Origin of the sequence: Rickettsiella endosymbiont of Litargus connexus (genome assembly GCF_964277335.1) — a bacterium.
Classification (GTDB): Bacteria; Pseudomonadota; Gammaproteobacteria; order Diplorickettsiales; family Diplorickettsiaceae; genus Aquirickettsiella; species Aquirickettsiella isopodorum.
In genome coordinates, this window is record NZ_OZ195516.1 from 304,482 (window position 1) to 322,032 (window position 17,551).

General features: G+C 39.7%; 14 protein-coding genes. 5 read left to right on the forward strand and 9 right to left on the reverse strand.

Annotation, left to right across the window (positions count from 1 at the left end; translation table 11 throughout):
- The first annotated feature begins 81 nt into the window (after positions 1-81).
- Positions 82-1,116, forward strand: a complete 1,035-nt coding sequence (locus ACICP9_RS01315; RefSeq protein ID WP_395498220.1) for a hypothetical protein — start codon at positions 82-84, stop codon at positions 1,114-1,116.
- 43 nt (positions 1,117-1,159) lie between these two features.
- Here the strand turns inward: ACICP9_RS01315 and rpoD are convergent, their stop codons facing one another.
- A complete protein-coding gene (gene rpoD / locus ACICP9_RS01320; protein WP_395498222.1) occupies positions 1,160-3,094 on the reverse strand; it encodes an RNA polymerase sigma factor RpoD in 1,935 nt (644 codons plus the stop codon).
- A gap of 106 nt (positions 3,095-3,200) precedes the next feature.
- Between rpoD and folP the strand changes: the two genes are divergently transcribed.
- The gene (folP, locus tag ACICP9_RS01325) at positions 3,201-4,580 is read left to right on the forward strand and encodes a dihydropteroate synthase (protein ID WP_395498224.1); all 1,380 of its coding nucleotides are present in this window, start codon (positions 3,201-3,203) and stop codon (positions 4,578-4,580) included.
- Here the strand turns inward: folP and gcvPB are convergent.
- The 6 genes from gcvPB to ACICP9_RS01355 all read right to left on the reverse strand — a co-directional run bounded on the left by gcvPB (position 4,577) and on the right by ACICP9_RS01355 (position 10,873).
- Complete coding sequence (gene gcvPB / locus ACICP9_RS01330) at positions 4,577-6,028, reverse strand: aminomethyl-transferring glycine dehydrogenase subunit GcvPB (RefSeq protein WP_395498226.1); 1,452 nt, start codon at positions 6,026-6,028, stop codon at positions 4,577-4,579. The two genes, folP and gcvPB, sit on opposite strands and share 4 nt — an antisense overlap.
- Before the next feature lie 8 nt (positions 6,029-6,036).
- Positions 6,037-7,404: an aminomethyl-transferring glycine dehydrogenase subunit GcvPA gene (gene gcvPA / locus ACICP9_RS01335; RefSeq protein ID WP_395498228.1), complete on the reverse strand. Its 1,368-nt coding sequence runs from the start codon at positions 7,402-7,404 to the stop codon at positions 6,037-6,039.
- Between the two features lies 1 nt (position 7,405).
- Entirely contained in the window at positions 7,406-7,798 is a 393-nt protein-coding gene (gene gcvH, locus ACICP9_RS01340; RefSeq protein WP_395498230.1) for a glycine cleavage system protein GcvH, read from the reverse strand.
- Positions 7,799-7,842: 44 nt separating this feature from the next.
- Positions 7,843-8,931 (reverse strand): glycine cleavage system aminomethyltransferase GcvT, encoded by a 1,089-nt coding sequence (gene gcvT, locus ACICP9_RS01345; RefSeq protein ID WP_395498232.1) that lies wholly within the window; start codon positions 8,929-8,931, stop codon positions 7,843-7,845.
- A 218-nt stretch (positions 8,932-9,149) separates the two neighbouring features.
- Positions 9,150-10,019: a ParB/RepB/Spo0J family partition protein gene (locus ACICP9_RS01350; protein ID WP_395498892.1), complete on the reverse strand. Its 870-nt coding sequence runs from the start codon at positions 10,017-10,019 to the stop codon at positions 9,150-9,152.
- Positions 10,013-10,873 (reverse strand): ParA family protein, encoded by an 861-nt coding sequence (locus ACICP9_RS01355; RefSeq protein ID WP_395498234.1) that lies wholly within the window; start codon positions 10,871-10,873, stop codon positions 10,013-10,015. The genes ACICP9_RS01350 and ACICP9_RS01355 overlap by 7 nt, the downstream gene beginning before the upstream one ends.
- A gap of 151 nt (positions 10,874-11,024) precedes the next feature.
- On the opposite strand from ACICP9_RS01355, the gene ACICP9_RS01360 reads away from it, so the two are divergent.
- From ACICP9_RS01360 to ACICP9_RS01370, 3 genes are read left to right on the forward strand one after another with little or no spacing between them, the layout of a single operon-like run.
- Positions 11,025-11,885 (forward strand): metal ABC transporter solute-binding protein, Zn/Mn family, encoded by an 861-nt coding sequence (locus ACICP9_RS01360; protein ID WP_395498236.1) that lies wholly within the window; start codon positions 11,025-11,027, stop codon positions 11,883-11,885.
- Positions 11,882-12,694 carry a metal ABC transporter ATP-binding protein gene (locus tag ACICP9_RS01365; protein ID WP_395498238.1) on the forward strand — a complete coding sequence of 271 codons (813 nt, stop codon included), beginning with the start codon at positions 11,882-11,884 and terminating at the stop codon, positions 12,692-12,694. Before ACICP9_RS01360 ends, ACICP9_RS01365 begins: the two co-directional genes overlap by 4 nt.
- Positions 12,651-13,478 carry a metal ABC transporter permease gene (locus ACICP9_RS01370; protein ID WP_395498240.1) on the forward strand — a complete coding sequence of 276 codons (828 nt, stop codon included), beginning with the start codon at positions 12,651-12,653 and terminating at the stop codon, positions 13,476-13,478. Before ACICP9_RS01365 ends, ACICP9_RS01370 begins: the two co-directional genes overlap by 44 nt.
- 60 nt (positions 13,479-13,538) lie before the next feature.
- Here ACICP9_RS01370 and ACICP9_RS01375 read toward each other — a convergent pair whose 3' ends face one another.
- Positions 13,539-14,618 carry a ribonucleotide-diphosphate reductase subunit beta gene (locus ACICP9_RS01375; protein ID WP_395498242.1) on the reverse strand — a complete coding sequence of 360 codons (1,080 nt, stop codon included), beginning with the start codon at positions 14,616-14,618 and terminating at the stop codon, positions 13,539-13,541.
- A gap of 39 nt (positions 14,619-14,657) precedes the next feature.
- Positions 14,658-17,480 carry a ribonucleoside-diphosphate reductase subunit alpha gene (locus ACICP9_RS01380; protein ID WP_395498894.1) on the reverse strand — a complete coding sequence of 941 codons (2,823 nt, stop codon included), beginning with the start codon at positions 17,478-17,480 and terminating at the stop codon, positions 14,658-14,660.
- Between the last annotated feature and the right edge of the window lie 71 nt (positions 17,481-17,551).

Here is a 17,551-nt window from a genome sequence, read left to right on the forward strand (position 1 = left end):
ATTAAAATCAATTTATTCTATTTGTAAATAAATTTTAGACATGTTAGTTTATTTAATCAATAATTGAAAAGGAGTAATTTTATGAGTGAAATATTATGGATTACCTTGCCATCCAATGAAGAAAATGAACTGAAAGAAGTTATTAATTTAATGGCTAGTAAAAATTTAACAAATTTAAGTATTAATCAATTAATTGAGAAACTAGCAAATAATCAAGCAGCAAATTGGTTAACCGTGCTTAGTCAATATAATTCGATACCATCCATTCATAACATTGATGCTTCAGAAATGCTTGTTAAAGCTAAAAAAGTAAGAGATAAGTTTGGGCAGCGAGGGTATCCACAATTGAAAGATCGAGAATTTGAACCTCGAGAGTTGCTTAGTTTAGTTATTTTGTGCTATTCCAATCCTAATTTAATCGGTCCTAAATTATGTCGAGCGTTAAATGAAAATGATGTTGCGGCAATAAAACATGAAATACTTGAAAATTCTTCTTATGTACGTGAGCAGCGTAGAGTGGTTCCTTGGACTATTAATTTACGCTTAGCTAATTATGCACTTTATACCAATGATACATCCGTTAGATTACCCGTCGAGGTTATAAATAGAGTTAAAAATGAAACTATTCAAAAAAGGCTTACTGTCCATATCATGGATCAGCGAGGTGGTTTTGATGAATGGGTTAATGGTACTGAGAGAGTGAATCGAAACAAGAGGACCGAATCCGAGATAGATACCTATGCTATATTGCAAAGCTTACAGTCATCAGAAGAGGGTGTTTTTCCGGATGAAAATTCCCAAAAAGCGAGGTTACCTTTAATTTTTACAGAGGTTAATCCGCCTGATGAGGTACATTCACTTATTATTCGAGAAGCATCTTTACCTTCGGAAACAAGTAATGAAGCAACGGTTAATAGTTTGAATGGTGTGATAGTGGGAGGCTTAGTGCTTTTTCATGTCGTAAGTCAAATACCCGTCGTGGGTCCTGTAATGCGTAATATTGGTAGCGACCTTGCGACAGCGGGTAAATATGTTGGAAATTTTTTCTCAAAGAATCATTCTGTAGAACAACTTGAGCAAAAAACAGCACAGTTATCGCCTACAGCTAAATCTTGATGCGTTCATAAATAAAAAGGTATTGGTTATGAATATCAATACCTTATTCTTGATCAAGAAAGCTACGCAAGGGTTCTGATCGGGTAGGATGACGTAATTTACGTAATGCCTTAGCCTCAATTTGTCGAATACGTTCACGAGTCACATCAAATTGTTTACCCACTTCTTCCAAAGTGTGATCGGTATTCATATCAATACCAAAGCGCATGCGTAATACTTTTGCTTCACGCGGTGTGAGCGATGCCAGCACTCTTTGTGCTGTTTCACGTAGACCTTCGATGGTAGCGGCATCGATGGGTGATAAGGCGGTTGCGTCTTCGATAAAGTCACCTAAATGAGAATCACCATCTTCATCGCCAATCGGTGTTTCCATGGAAATAGGTTCTTTTGCAATCTTAAGTATTTTACGGATTTTATCTTCCGGTAACCCCATTTTTTTACTGAGATCTTCAGGTGAGGGTTCTTTACCCGTTGCTTGTAATATTTGACGTGAAATACGATTTAATTTATTAATCGTTTCAATCATATGCACCGGAATACGGATAGTTCGTGCTTGATCGGCAATGGATCGGGTGATGGCTTGTCGTATCCACCAAGTGGCATAGGTTGAAAATTTATAACCGCGCCGATATTCAAATTTATCAACGGCTTTCATTAGGCCAATATTACCTTCTTGAATTAAGTCGAGAAATTGTAAACCACGGTTGGTATATTTTTTGGCGATAGAAATAACAAGTCGTAGATTGGCTTCAACCATTTCTTTTTTTGCACGTCGCGCTTTCGCTTCGCCAGCTGACATTTGTCGATTGATTTCTTTGATTTCAGCTATTGTCATACCAATAGTTTTTTCTAATTCACGCAACTTGTTTTGTGCCGCGGTGATAGGAATATGCAAAGATTTTAGAGCTTGTGAATAATTTTTTTTAGCATTGACATGTTTTTTGAGAAAATTTTCATTGGTCTCGTTTTTTGGAAAAGTACTAATGAAAAGTTGGCGCGGCATTTTGGCTTCATTAATACATAAACGCATGATGACACGTTCTTGAATTCGAATTTTTTCTAATAGATCACGCATTTTTCGCGTCAATTTATCAAGCTGGCGTGGAATTAATTTAAATTTAGTAAATGCGTCGGCTAATAAGGTAGCCTGTTTTAATGTTTTTTTATCATGGCGACCTTGTTTTTTTTGCGTCGTAATATACGCTTCATAGAGTGCTTTTAATTCGGCAAAACGAGTATGCGCTAATTCTGGATCGGGTCCACCATCTAGCTCATTAAATCCTTCATCGTCATCTGTTGTACTGATTTTAGCTTTGATGTCGTCGCTATCATCATCAGTATTTTTATCCTCAGTGCTTTTATCTTCGCTAAAACTTTCATCCTCTGTTTCAGCTTCAACGGGACTATTTTTTCCGGGTGGTAATTCGAGCGGTATGGATAATTCTTCCAGATCGAGAAATCCACTAATAATGTCATTTAGGCGGATTTCTTGTTGTTCATAACGCGCATAATCACTCAGTATATCAAAAACATTTTCTGGATATTGAGTGAGGGCAGCGAGTATCGCTTGTAAACCTTCTTCAATACGTTTGGCCAGTTTAATTTCGCCTTCGCGTGTGAGCAATTCAACGGTGCCCATTTCACGCATATACATTCGTACCGGATCGGTTGTCCGGCCTAATTCAGCTGCGATATTACTGAGAATATTCGTGTTTTCTGAGCTACTCTCTTCTTCTGATGAGTTATTAGCGATACTCGAAGAGAGTAAGGTTTCCATGTCAGGTGGAACTTCATAAACAGGTATGCCGATATCATTGAGCATCAAGATAATTTCATCAAGCTGCAGTTGCTCTTGCTCAGCTTCAGAGATAATATCTTCCAACAGATGGTCATTGATTTCAGCGTAAGTGACAAATCCTTGCTTTTTACCATGTGCAATAAGCTCTCGTAAACGGGATTGTTGTTGTTCGAAATCCATAGCTGCGCTTGACCTCTTGGGAAAGTAATAATTTTATTATATACCTAATTAAGATAAACCTATAAACCTTTAACGTCGAAAAGGCAAGCCCTTTAAGGCAAAAAATATGCTAATACTCAGTTTAGGTACAAACTTAGGCGATAGTTTTAATAACTTACGCTTAGCGTTGCAATTATTACAAAAAACACGGACGATTGCACCTAGTCAAATTTCTCCTCTTTATAGTTCATCAGCACTACTACCGGCCTATGCACCTGTGGCTTGGAATAGACCTTTTTTAAATCTAGCAGTGGCTTGTAAAACAGAGTTATCTCCGTTAGAGGTGCTTAAGCTTATTAAACAGATTGAGGGACAGCTGGGTAGGGAAGAAAATCAACGTTGGGCGCCAAGAATTATCGACATTGATATTTTGGCTTGGGGTAATTGTGTGATTGATCAGACTGGTCTAAAAATACCACACACAGAACTATTATCTAGACCTTTTGCTTTATGGCCTTTGCTTGATGTATGGCCAGATTGGCAACATCCAACAGCAGAATTTGCTGATATATTACAGCGTTGGGGTTCGCGTTATAGCGGTGATAAAGCACCTTGTGGGACGAAACAACTTCCGCATCGTTTAGAAGGAAGCGCCTTAGTGGGAATATTAAATATAACACCGGATTCTTTTTCTGATGGAGGTAAATTTGTAACCCTACCTAATGCGCTGGCCCAAGCGGAAAAATTGGTACGTGAAGGAGCTGAAGTGTTGGATATAGGGGCCGAATCGACTCGGCCAGGCGCAACGCCCATTTTACCAGAAACGGAGTGGGCACTATTAAAGCCTGTTTTAACCACCTTAAAAGAGCAGTGCAAACAATGGGCATTTAAGCCAAAGATTAGTATCGATACACGGCATGCTATCGTAGCAGAAAGAGCGATGCAGTTGGGTATTGACTGGATTAATGATGTGAGTGGATTTATTGATCCTAACATGCGTGCATTGGTAGCGGGTAGCTCGGTGAAATGTGTCGTCATGCATAACCTTGGCGTTCCAGCCCAGAAAAATGTCGTACTCGCTTCGTACCCTAATATCTGTGAACAAATAATAGATTGGACCGAGCAACGTTTCGACGAATTACTAGATGCTGGTGTCGATGCCAATCAATTCATTTTTGATATGGGTATAGGTTTTGGTAAAACATCGCAACAATCCATTTTTTTGTTAAAAAATATCGAGCAATTCCGTCGTTTAAACTGTCCCTTGTTAGTAGGTCATTCACGAAAATCTTTTTTAAGCTTAATAACAGAAAAGGCTTTTCCAGACAGAGATTTTGAGACAGCGATAGTGTCCTACCAGTTGGCAGTGCAGGGTGTGGATTTTTTGCGCGTCCATAATGTGAGTTTAAATGCTGAAGCCATTGCCATGGCGACACAATTCATTTCATCGGATGAATTAATCAAACCTAATGTAAAAAGAGAAAGTTTTTATTGCGAAGAAAATTAACTTTCCCAGATAAGATCTAAGTCTCGTACTGCCTTCACCTCATCTAAACGTTGATGACTTAAATGATGCGGCGCATTGTTTAAATGCGTTGGATTTTCTTTTGCTTCGATAAAAATTTTTTCCATAGCCGTTATAAACTGATCTAATTCTTGTTTGGATTCTGTTTCGGTAGGTTCTATCAATAAGCATTCTGGAACGAGTAAAGGAAAATAGGTTGTTGGTGCATGAAAACCAAAATCAAGTAAACGTTTTCCGACATCCATTGCGGTGACATTAAATTGCTTAGATAAGACTTTTAACGTCAAAATAAATTCATGACTGGCGCGCCGTTGTGGAAAAGCGGGAATATATCCAATCCGTTGCAATCGTTTAAGTAAATAATTGGCATTCAAGGTGGCGAATTCGGATATTCGTTTTAAACCATCACGACCTAATAAGCGAGCATAGAGATAAGCACGTAAAAGAATTCCTGTATTTCCCATAAACGTGGATAAGCGACCAATACTTTGTGGTCGGTCTTTTAAATTAAGCCATCGATAACGATCTTGTTCGAAAGCAACCGTGGGTATGGGTAGAAAGGGCAAAAGACGTCCTCCAACAGCAACAGGTCCCGCACCGGGACCGCCGCCACCATGTGGTGTGGCAAACGTTTTATGCAAGTTGAGATGCATGACATCAAACCCCATATCTCCAGGCCGTACTTTACCTAAAATTGCATTGAGGTTAGCGCCATCGTAGTAAAGTAACCCACCAGCTCGATGGATAATGTGGGCAATCTGTTCGATTTGCCTTTCAAAGATTCCTAAAGTCGAAGGATTGGTTAACATGATTCCCGCCGTATGGGGTCCTACTGCGGCTTGCAAGGCTTCTAAATCAATATCACCTTCAATGTTAGTGGGGATTTCACGAACTTTATAACCACACATGACTGCTGAAGCAGGATTGGTACCATGTGCAGCATCGGGAATCAAAAATTCTGTCCTGTCATGATCATTGCGTGAGGCGTGGTAGGCTTTAATCATGGCAACACCTGCAAATTCACCTTGTGCGCCTGCCATCGGTGTTAAAGAAACACCGCACATACCGGTGATAGCTTTTAGAATTTCTTGAAATTCATACAGACAATGTAAGGTTCCTTGACAATATTCTTCGAGTAATAAAGGATGTTGATTAAGAAAAGCAGGTAATGATGCCAGACGATGTACACCACGTGGGTTGTACTTCATCGTACAGGATCCAAGTGGATAGAAATGTGTGTCGATAGAGAAGTTTTTTTGTGACAGGCGAGTAAAATGACGTACCACTTGTAATTCAGAAACTTCAGGTAAAGAAATTTCTGTTTTACGCAATAAATTTTCGGGTAGTGAAGAATACTTAAACGGCTGTAAATGGGGTGGAATTTGCGCTTTTGCCGTGCGACCTGGTTGACTTAGTTCAAAAATAAGCATAAAAATTTTTACGATATCGTCTGTAGTAATTTTGATAATTCTTGTTGATAAAAGTTTAAATCAGTCTGATTTTTGGTTTCTGTGACACAAATTAATAGAGCCTGATCTAATTCAGGATAAAGCCTTGATAGATCATAGCCTCCTTGTATTCCTACTTTAGCTAAACCATGTAATAAATCAGGAACAGGTTTAGGTAAACGAATCACAAACTCATGAAAAAAAGGACTACTGAACATTAATTCTACACCGGGTATTTGGGTTAATAGATCAGCGAGTTGCTGCGTATGGTGATGAGATGCGGAAGCGACTTGCTGTAAACCTTTGGGCCCTAATAGACTCATATAAATCGTAGCTGCAGTGACTAATAAACCTTGGTTGGTACAAATATTCGATGTGGCTTTTGCGCGGCGTATATGTTGTTCGCGAGCTTGTAGCGTTAATGTAAATCCGGGCTTACCGTTTTTATCCAGGGTGCGGCCCACAATTCGTCCTGGCATTTGTCGCAGCCATTCTTTTTTGCAACACATAAAACCAAAATAAGGTCCACCACCTGCCAGTGGAACACCGAGCGCTTGTCCTTCACCGCATACGATGTCAGCGCCTTGTTCACCCCAACTCCCAGGTTCTTTTAGCAAAGCCAAGCTAATGGGATTGGTGACAGCAATGACAAAAGCCTGTTGAGCATGTGCCCAGTCACTTAACTGATCCACTTCTTCTAGGGATCCAAAAAAATTAGGTTGTGGTATGACTAAAGCGCAAATAGCTTGTTGTTTCCAATGATCGAGCGTTGAGAGCAATGTTTTACCTTGTAATGGGCAATAAGGTAATTCAATGAGTTCAATGGCTTGTTGAGTAACAATCGCTTGTAAGGTTTGTCGATAATGAGGGTGTAAAGTGCGTGGGATTAAAATTTTTGTCGATTGCGTTTTTTTGTTGGATCTAACGGCCATCAAAACCGCTTCAGCTAAAGCAGAGGCGCCGTCGTAAAGCGAAGCATTAGAATAATCCATGCCAGTCAGGCTCGCCATCATGGTTTGATATTCGTAGATTAATTGTAACGTTCCTTGACTTGCTTCGGCTTGATAAGGTGTGTAAGCCGTCATAAATTCACCACGGCTAGCAATATCCCAAACCACCGCGGGAATATGATGTTCATAAGCACCGGCACCAATAAAACAGAGTCCGTTCTTATTTTCTAGGCCACGTTGTGCTGCTAAACGTGTTATCTCCATTTCAGTTAAGCCAGAAGGAATAAGATTTAATTCAGTAGTTTTTAAATGAGGTGGAATTTCATCAAAAAGATCGTCAATGTGATGTACACCCAATGTCGCTAGCATTTCTTGTACTTCGACATCAGTATGAGGAATAAATGGCATGTTAGGCCTCAACCAAAATCTGTTGTTTATAAGTTGCAAAATCCAATAGATTTACTAATTCACTCGGATTAGAAAACTGAAGTCGAAATAACCATCCTTGTCCATAAGAGTCGGAGTTGATGAGTTCGGGTGACTTACTCAGTGTGGTATTGATTTCAGTGACTATACCTGAAAGTGGTGTATAAACATCGGCCGCTGCTTTTACAGACTCTAAAACACAGGCCTCTTCACTTCGTTTTAAAATTTTTTTAATAATAGGTAATTCAACGTAAACGATATCCCCTAACAATTCTTGAGCATGTGGAGTAATACCAACACAGGCAATATTATTTTCTTCGAGTCGAATCCACTCATGTGTAGCCGTATATTTTAATAATTCGGGTAGTTTTTTCATGATAATTACTCTTTAATAAATTCAATTTCTTATGAAGATACACTCTAAATAAAAGTTCTTTTTCCTCTTCGTATAAAGGGAGGTTTAATGATACGTACCTGGTATTGTCTGCTTCCCATGATGACATTACAATAATCTTCGTTGTGTGCGTAAGGTATTCTAGCAAAAGCGATTGAACTACCTAAAGTAGGAGAATAGCTTCCACTAGTAATTTCACCTTCTCCTTCAGAAGTAATAATTTTTTGTTGTTTACGTAAGATACGACCTTTTTCTTCTAGTACTAAACCCACTAATTTACGGCTTAGATTTTGTTGTTGTTGGATGAGCGCTGGTCGGCCAATAAAGTCTCGATCGATAGGATCCCAAGCAATCGTCCAAGCTAGATTGGACTCTAAAGGGGTGGTAGTCGCATCCATGTCTGAACCATGCAAATTCAATCCGGCTTCGAGACGTAAGGTATCTCGAGCCCCTAATCCACAGGGCTTGTTACCCAAGTCTATTAAACGTTGCCAGAAATTTTCAGCTTCTTGTAGAGGTAAGATCACTTCTAGGCCATCTTCTCCGGTGTAACCTGTTCTAGCGATGCACCAATTGTCACGTTCAATACATTGGAAAGGTTTTAAATCCCTAATCAGGGATTGTTGACTTGCGCTAAATGCTTTACTTGCTTTTGAAATGGCATGAGGACCTTGGATAGCGATAATCGCTAGATCGTTACGTTCAACTATAGAGAGAGAGGAATAATTCTGGGCTTGTTCCTTCATCCACTCCAGATCGGATAGGCGATTTCCTGCATTGATCACTACGCGATAAAGTTGTTGCGAAAGTTGATAAACAATTAAATCATCCAAAATGCCACCAGCATTATTTAACATGCAGGTATATAAAGCTTTTCCTGGAGCGAGCCGTTGTGGGTTATTGGCTAATAAAAAACTGAGATAGTGAATCGCATTTTCCCCTGCAATATCGACAGCTAACATATGCGACACATCAAATAAACCACTGTCTTGTCTGACGACGTGATGTTCTTGTATCTGAGATCCATAATGCAGAGGCATTTGCCACCCTGCAAAATTGACGAGTATTGCCCCGTTTTTTTTATGTTGCCCGTGAAGAACGGTTTTATTTTCCATTGGCTTGCCATTTCATAAGTTTTCAATACCTAATTATAACTTGTGGCTAATAAATTACTATAGTTTGATACGAGCCTTTTGTTGTATATACCACTTATGCAATGGTATAAATGTTTCGCGAATTGAACGAAACGGTATCTAAAAATAAAATAAAAAATCACTTTGTTATGGCGAGCGAAAATAATGCGCAGGCCATCTAGTCATTTTGCTGAAAAAAATTAATTCATATGAGACAGAATGCCATCTAATTCTTCTAAACTATTATAATGAATGATGAGTTGACCTTTTCCTTTAGCGGTTTGTTTAAAATAGACTTTGGCCCCTAATGTTTCGGATAATTTGCGTTCGAGTTGTTGCACATCTGCATCAATTTTTGAAGGAATCACTATTTCAGCGTTAATAAACGCTCCATTTTGTACTAAACGTTCTGCTTCGCGAACAGAGAGTTTATTTTTGACAATTTTTTCAGCCGCTTGAATTTGTAGGTTACCCGATAGACTGAGTAAAGCTCTGGCGTGGCCCATTTCGAGTTGTCCTTGCTGCAGTAAAAGTTTGACTTGTGGCGCTAAACTTAATAAGCGGAGTAAATTGGTAATCGTGGTGCGTGAACGTCCCAGCGTAGTAGCAATTTCTTGATGTGTTAATTTAAATTCATTAATGAGTCGTTGTATCCCTTCTGCTTCTTCGAGTGGATTCAGATCTTGACGTTGAATATTTTCAATCAAAGAAATAGCGAGTGCGGTTTCGTCTGAGATTACCTTGATTAATACGGGTACTTCATTGAGCTTAGCTAGTTGAGCGGCGCGCCAACGACGTTCTCCGGCAATAATTTCATAGCGATTTTCGCCAATAAGACGGACTACAATAGGATTGATAATGCCTTGTGTGCGAATGGAATTGGCTAAATCTTCGAGTGCTTCTTTAGCAAACTCTCTTCGAGGTTGATAACGACCGGCTTGTAACCATTCTATGGATAAATGACGTAATTCTTCTTTGTGAGGTTTGACTGTTTGGACGAGATCCTCAAAAGGTTGACCACTTAATAGCATGTCAAGATTGCGACCTAAACGTGATTTTTTCATCATAATACCTGTTCAACAGACGGAGTTTTTTCGTAGTTTGAGCGTTTTTTTAAAAAAACGTTTGAGGGTATATCAGTAGGTGAGCTGACGGATGGGATAGAACAACCATCCCGTGTTAATACTTCTTTAGCTAAACTTAAATAGGCTTGGCTCCCATTTGATTGAGGATCATACAATAATGCAGGTTGGCCATGACTCGGTGCTTCAGCGAGTCGAATATTACGTGGTATCAGTGTGGTATACATTTTCTCTTTAAAATGCGTGAGTAATTCTTCTGAAATTTGTTTGGCTAGACTATTTCGACCATCAAATAGCGTACGTAGTATGCCGTGAATCTGTAAATGTGGATTAACCGTGGAACGTAAACTTTGCAAGGTGTTCATTAGATTGCTTAAGCCTTCTAAAGCAAAATATTCACATTGCACCGGGATGATGACGAAGTGAGCAGCTACTAACGCATTGACGGTTAGTATATTTAAAGACGGAGGACAATCGAGTAAAATATAATCGTACGCATCGGCCAACACGCTTAGCTTTTTTTTGAGTGTGTATTCACGTTGTTCAATTTTTAATAATTGAATTTCTGTCTGTGTTAAATTCCCTGAACCGGGTATCAATGTATAATTTGCTGGAGTAACAACGAGACTCTGTTCTATTGGAACTTCATCTAAAAGGACTTGGGCAATATGAGGATCGAGGTCTTTTTGCAAAAGACTACCTGTGGTTGCATTGGCTTGAGGATCGAGGTCAATTAACAGTGTTTTTTGTGCTAACAAGGCCATCGATGCAGCAAGATTAATACAGGTTGTGGTTTTCCCCACGCCCCCTTTTTGATTTACGATAGCGATAATTTTGCCCATAATGCCCCATAATCTAGCTTGACAGGTTTGGTATAGTATAACGGCTCAGTGCAAACTTGCTAATTATCATTGTTATTGGATAATGATTTGAGTCAACAGACCTCTATCATATCCACAACGAAAATTTTTCGTTGAATAAAAGGGTTTTTTCATGTTGAAATTTTTACTCGGCTTAACCTTGCTATTGGCAATTAGCTTTACAATACCTAGTATAGCAAAGCCCATCCATATTATCGCTGCCGAGAATTTTTATGGTTCTGTTGCAAAACAAATCGGTGGGAATTTTGTCCAAGTCACCAGCATTCTTAATCAACCCGATCAAGATCCACATTTATTTAATTTAACTCCGAGTGTGGCTAAGGTTTTGGAGCAAGGAGATTTAATTGTTTATAATGGTTTGGGCTACGATCCTTGGATACAGAATTTATTGAATGTTGGCTCAGGTTCAGCAAGAACTATTATTTGCGTCGCTAATTTAATACATAGAAAAGAAGGAGCTAATCCGCATATTTGGTATGATCCTAATACCATGCCCATCTATGCTAAGGTATTACGCGACTACTTGATCATGCACGATCCACAGCATCAAAAGGAATATCAAGCGCACTACCAACAGTTTATTGCACAACAGCAAAATTTATGGCAACGGATAAAACAAATTAAAGCGCAACATAACGGGAGTTCGGTTATTGCGACAGAACCGGTGTTTGGATATATGGCGCAGGCTTTAGGATTTCGTATGCAAGGAATTCCGTTTCAACTCAGCATGATGAATGGAGTGGATCCGAGTCCTAAACAAGTGCAAACGTTTCAACGTCAGTTGCAACAACATCGCGTCAAACTGGTATTTTATAATAGTCAGGTGAGCAGTCCATTGGTTTTGCATTTGTTACAACAGGCTAAATTGTTGGGAATTCCTATCGTCGGTGTTATGGAAACCCAACCGATGCATACTACTTATTACCAGTGGATGCGAGATCAATTAGAACGAGTGGAGGCAGGCTTTAAATGAACGCCATCGAATTTAAACAGTTTAGCCTTGCCTATGGGCAACGCTGTATTTTTCAGAATTTCACTGCAGACATTAAGTCCGGTGAATTTGTTGCGATTTTAGGCGCTAATGGTGCTGGAAAAAGTACTTTGTTGCGATCGATATTAGGTTTAATTGCCCCATCCAAGGGCGGTATTTCATTATTCGGACAAGCCGTACATAAAGGGGCTGCTTTTATTGGTTATATGCCACAAATGCGCCAAAATAGTGGTAATAGTTTGAGTGCTTACGCTTGGTTAGGCGCTAATTTAAATGGATACCAATGGGGTTTGCCAGTTTTAAATTCAGAACAAACCGAAGAATTGCAGCGTGTTATTCAGTTGGTCAAAGCTGAAAAGATTGTCAATCGACCTTACAATCTTTTATCAGGAGGGGAGCGTCAACGTTTATTATTGGCTCAAGCCTTATTGAATAAACCAAAAATTTTACTGTTAGATGAACCGTTAATGAATTTAGATCCTTATTATCAAGCCACGCTGGTCAGTTTAATTGATGATATTCGTTTGCAATATGGGATTACCATATTGTTTACTTCACATGATATTAATCCGTTATTAACCAGCGTCGATAGAGTACTCTATTTGGCGAAAGGTAAAGCGGTGATTGGTTTAGTGAATGAAATTATCAATAGTAAAAAATTAAGTGAACTTTATGGGTTGGATATACAGGTTATTCAGCATGAACAGCAACTTTTTGTCATAAATAAAGAATTAGGATTCCATCATCATGTCAACCATTGTCGACCCGACCTTGATCATTTCGCTGTTTGAATATCATTTTCTTCGTAACGCACTGTTAGTGGGTACGATTGCAGCGATATTAGCCGGTTTCGTTGGATACTTTATGGTTATTCGCAAGTTAGCTTTTGCAGGTCATGCATTAGGCCATATTGGTTTTGCTGGGGCGACCGGCGCAGGTTTAGTGGGTTTAATGCCGGTGACAGGACAGTTGATTTTGACGATATTAGCAGCCATCGGCATGGGTAGCTTAGGTCACCGAATAAGTAGAAGCGATGTGGCTATCGGCATCATTTTGGCATTGGCACTAGGACTCGGTGTTTTATTTTTACATTTTTATACGAGTTATGCGGCGCAAGCGATGACGATACTCTTTGGTAATCTCTTAGGTGTTTCAGCGCATTTAATAAAAATGATGTTGATCTATTCTATTTGTAGCTTGTTAGCCTTAAGTGTCATTGCCAGACCTTTATTATTTGCTAGCTTAGAACCCGAGTTAGCGGAAGCGAAAGGTGTTTCTTTGCCGCTGATTTCTATTTTGTTTATGATCATTGTGGCAGTTGCCGTAACCGAAGCCAGTCAAGTGGTTGGTGTGTTATTAGTGTTTACTTTATTGATAGGGCCTTCCGCAGCGGCTTTAAATTGGACTCATCATGTTTTAAGCGGTTTATTTTTAACTGTACTGTTTGGTATTTTAATCGTATGGTTAGGCATCATTTTAGCATTTATTACGGATTGGCCTATTCCATTTTGGATTAGTGCGTTGGCAGCCGCTAATTACTTTTTGAGTTTTATCGTAGGAAAAGCCAATCATTAAACAAAAAAGGAGTTAGTGGTTACTAACTCCTTACGGATTGAGTTTAATTGCGTTTATAAATTAATCATCCCAATTTAAACTTCCGCCAGTTTGATATTCCGTTACGCGGGTTTCAAAGAAATTCTTTTCTTTCTTGAGATCAATAATTTCACTCATCCACGGCAAAGGGTTGCTAACACCAGGATATTGTTCAGGCAAGCCGATTTGTGCAAGACGGCGATTGCCGATGAAACGTAGATAATCCCACATCATGTTAGCATTTAATCCAAGAATACCACGCGGCATGGTATCTAAAGCATATTGATATTCTAGATCAACACCTTCTTTGACGAGGCCAATGACATAGTGTTTGAATTCGGCTGTCCATAAATGTGGATTTTCCAATTTAATCTGATTGATCACATCGATCCCAAAATTTAAATGCATCGATTCGTCGCGTAAGATATATTGAAATTGCTCGGCGGTTCCGGTCATTTTATTTCGTCGCCCCATGCTGAGGATCTGTGAAAAACCAACATAGAAAAATATGCCTTCGAATATCACATAAAAAGCAATTAAATCGCGCAATAGACGTTGATCATTGTCGGATGTGCCGGTACGAAAATTTGGATCGGCTAAGCTTTGTGTAAAAGGAAGCGCCCATTCTGTTTTTTTAGCCACGGTCGGTAATTCGCGATACATATTAAAAAGACGTGCTTCATCCATACCTAAACTTTCTATGACATATTGATAAGCATGCGTATGCAAAGCCTCTTCAAAGGCTTGTCTGAGTAAATATTGTCGACACTCTGGATTGGTAATATGACGATAGACAGCTAAGACCAGATTGTTCGCAACCAAAGAGTCAGCAGTTGAGAAAAACCCTAAGCTGCGTTCTATGATCAAACGCTCATCTTCACTTAATCCTTTTGGATCGCGCCATAAGGCAATGTCTGCCGACATGTTAACTTCTTGTGGCATCCAATGATTAGCGCAGGCCGCTAAGTATTTTTCCCAGGCCCATTTATATTTAAATGGCACGAGTTGATTGAGATCGGCACGACAGTTGATAATCTTTTTGTCATCGACTTGTACACGGGCTGCACCTATTTCGAGTGTTTCTAGACCGGTAAAACCACCGGTGGCATGTTCAGTGTTCATCGTTTTAGGATCCTCAATTTTGTTTATGAAACTAGTAGTCTATTGACATGATTCGCAACCTGGGTCGAGTATCGAGCAAGCAGGGCCGGCGGTACTATCCATTGGTACTGAATTTAAGTGACTTTTTTCTAAGGTGGCTTTTTCAGTATGTGTAGCGCCCATCGTCCGTAAATAGTAACTTGTTTTTAATCCTTTCAGCCAAATTCGTTTATAGAGTTCATCTAATTTTTTACCAGAAGCTTGTGCCATGTAGAGATTTAACGATTGACTTTGATCAATCCATTTTTGGCGGCGCGATCCGGCTTCAACGAGCCAATGGGTGGGAACTTCAAAGGCAGTGGCATAGAGTTGTTTTAAACTATCAGGGACACGTTCAATTTTTTGCAAACTGCCGTCATAATATTTAAGGTCATTCAGCATCACGGCATCCCATAATCCGAGTAGTTTTAGATCTTTGACTAAATACGGATTGATTACGGTAAATTCGCCGGACATATTGGATTTTACAAAAAGGTTTTGATAGGTCGGCTCAATCGATTGCGAAACGCCACAGATATTGGAGATCGTGGCGGTTGGTGCAATGGCCATACAATTCGAGTTACGCATCCCTTCTTGCATCACTTTTTTACGTAATGTATCCCAGTCTAAACGAGCAGTTCGATCTTGATCTAAGTATTCACCACGGGTTTTTTGTAGTCGTGCAATAGAATCTAAAGGTAAAATTCCCTGGCTCCATAATGATCCCTTAAAACTTTCATACGAACCCCGTTCTTTGGCTAAATCACTGGAAGCTTCTATGGCGTAATAGCTAATCGATTCCATGGAGTGATCGGCAAATGTGATAGCGGCTTCTGAAGCATAAGGGAGTCGTAATTGATATAAGGCGTCTTGAAAACCCATCAGACCTAAGCCAATAGGGCGGTGCTTTAAGTTAGAACGACGCGCTTGCGGCACGGTGTAATAATTGATATCAATGACATTATCTAACATGCGAATCGCAGTGCGGATAGTATGACGCAATTTTGTTTGATCGATTTCTCCTGATTCGGTTAGATGTTGAGGCAAGTTAATACTGCCCAAATTACAGACGGCTATTTCATCAGTAGAGGTATTGAGCGTAATTTCAGTACATAAATTGGAGCTATGAATGGTCCCCACATGTTGTTGTGGTGAACGTAAGTTGCAAGGGTCTTTAAATGTGATCCAAGGATGTCCGGTTTCAAATAATAAACTCAGCATTTTTCGCCATAGATTGGCTGCTGGAATTGTTTTGAAATTTTTAATTTCACCGCGCGCGACTTTGGCTTCATAGGCGTGATATTTTTCTTCAAATTCTAAACCAAATGCATCATGTAAATCGGGGGTTTCATCAGGTGAGAATAAAGTCCAGTTTTCTCCTTGCATGAGTCGTTTCATAAATAGATCAGGGACCCAATTGGCGGTATTCATATCATGCGTACGACGTCGATCATCACCCGTATTTTTTCGTAATTCTAAAAATTCTTCGATATCTAAATGCCATGTTTCTAAGTACGCGCAAACAGCGCCTTTACGTTTGCCACCTTGGTTGACGGCTACGGCAGAAGCGTTAGCTACATTTAAAAAAGGGACGACACCCAGTGATTTACCATTAGTGCCTTTAATTCGTGCACCCATCGCTCGGACTGAAGTCCAGTCATTACCTAAGCCACCCGCAAATTTTGAAAGTAAAGCATTATCTTTTATGGCACTGTAAATTTGATCGAGATCATCAGATACGGTGGTTAAAAAGCAACTTGAAAGTTGTGGGCGCAAAGTTCCGGCGTTAAAGAGAGTCGGTGTGGAGGCCATGTAGTCAAAAGACGAAAGTAAGTGATAAAACTCAATCGCGCGCTCTTCTTTGTTCGGTTCTTGTTGCGCAAGTCCCATAGCAACACGCATAAAGAAAGCTTGGGGTAGTTCAAAACGGATATCATCGGCGTGTAAAAAGTAACGATCATATAAAGTTTGTAAACTCAGATAAGTAAATTTCTGATCGCGTTCAGGGAGTAAGGCTTTACTTAATTTTTCTAAATTAAAGGTTTGTAGTTGTGGATCCAATAATTCTAAGTCAACACCACATTTGATATAGTGTTGGAAGTAATGAGAATAGACGCCAGAATGATGGGTGTGAGTGGTAGTCGGCAGATCAAGAAAGTTGAATGCTTCCGTATATAATGTGCGTAATAAGAAGCGTGCGGTCGCATAAGTGTAATTAGGATCTTGTTCAACCAGCGATCGTGCACTGATAATAAGTGCCTTATCAATTTCAGTGACAGGCATGCCATCATATAGATTACGTAAAGTTTCTTGTAAAATGAGCTCATGTTTTACTTCACTTAAATCTTTACAGGTCTCTGTGATCAATAGGCTCAGTTGGATGAGATCGAGTGGACGTTGACTGCCATCCGCTAAAGTTATTTGTAATTGAACTTCAGATTGTGATTTCGTTTCTGCACGCATTTTTCGCCGTTCTTCACGGTATAACACGTAAGCGCGCGCAACTTGGTGAGCTTCTACACGCATTAAAGCCAGCTCCACTTGATCTTGTATGGCTTCAATGGGCAATGTTCCGCCGTTAGGGTGGCGTTGGTGTATGATATTTGTGACTTGTTGTGTTAGCTGTGATACCCGTTCATGAATACGAGTTGATAGTGCGGCTTGCCCACCTTCTACGGCGAGAAAAGCTTTAGTAATGGCAACTCTAATTTTACTCGGATCGTAATTAACCAGTTTACCATTACGTTTTATAACTTGTAACGTACAAATGGGGTTACTCTCTTGTTCTGCTTCCGCTTCAGGTAGTAGAATCTCTGCGCTGTTAAGCAGAAGAGAAGAAGTCATTAGTTCGGATGAAAGTCCGCTCATGGATGCTCCTTAAAAAGGTTGTGAGGAAATAGGTTTATGGAAATGAT

Coding starts and splice junctions, on each gene's coding strand:
- ACICP9_RS01370 (WP_395498240.1), top strand. CDS start 12,651: ATGTCAACCATTGTCGACCCGACCTTGATCATTTCGCTGTTTGAATAT.
- ACICP9_RS01365 (WP_395498238.1), top strand. CDS start 11,882: ATGAACGCCATCGAATTTAAACAGTTTAGCCTTGCCTATGGGCAACGC.
- ACICP9_RS01380 (WP_395498894.1), bottom strand. CDS start 17,480: ATGACTTCTTCTCTTCTGCTTAACAGCGCAGAGATTCTACTACCTGAA.
- folP (WP_395498224.1), top strand. CDS start 3,201: ATGCTAATACTCAGTTTAGGTACAAACTTAGGCGATAGTTTTAATAAC.
- gcvPB (WP_395498226.1), bottom strand. CDS start 6,028: ATGCTTATTTTTGAACTAAGTCAACCAGGTCGCACGGCAAAAGCGCAA.
- ACICP9_RS01375 (WP_395498242.1), bottom strand. CDS start 14,618: ATGAACACTGAACATGCCACCGGTGGTTTTACCGGTCTAGAAACACTC.
- ACICP9_RS01355 (WP_395498234.1), bottom strand. CDS start 10,873: ATGGGCAAAATTATCGCTATCGTAAATCAAAAAGGGGGCGTGGGGAAA.
- gcvPA (WP_395498228.1), bottom strand. CDS start 7,404: ATGCCATTTATTCCTCATACTGATGTCGAAGTACAAGAAATGCTAGCG.
- ACICP9_RS01315 (WP_395498220.1), top strand. CDS start 82: ATGAGTGAAATATTATGGATTACCTTGCCATCCAATGAAGAAAATGAA.
- gcvH (WP_395498230.1), bottom strand. CDS start 7,798: ATGAAAAAACTACCCGAATTATTAAAATATACGGCTACACATGAGTGG.
- ACICP9_RS01360 (WP_395498236.1), top strand. CDS start 11,025: ATGTTGAAATTTTTACTCGGCTTAACCTTGCTATTGGCAATTAGCTTT.
- rpoD (WP_395498222.1), bottom strand. CDS start 3,094: ATGGATTTCGAACAACAACAATCCCGTTTACGAGAGCTTATTGCACAT.
- gcvT (WP_395498232.1), bottom strand. CDS start 8,931: ATGGAAAATAAAACCGTTCTTCACGGGCAACATAAAAAAAACGGGGCA.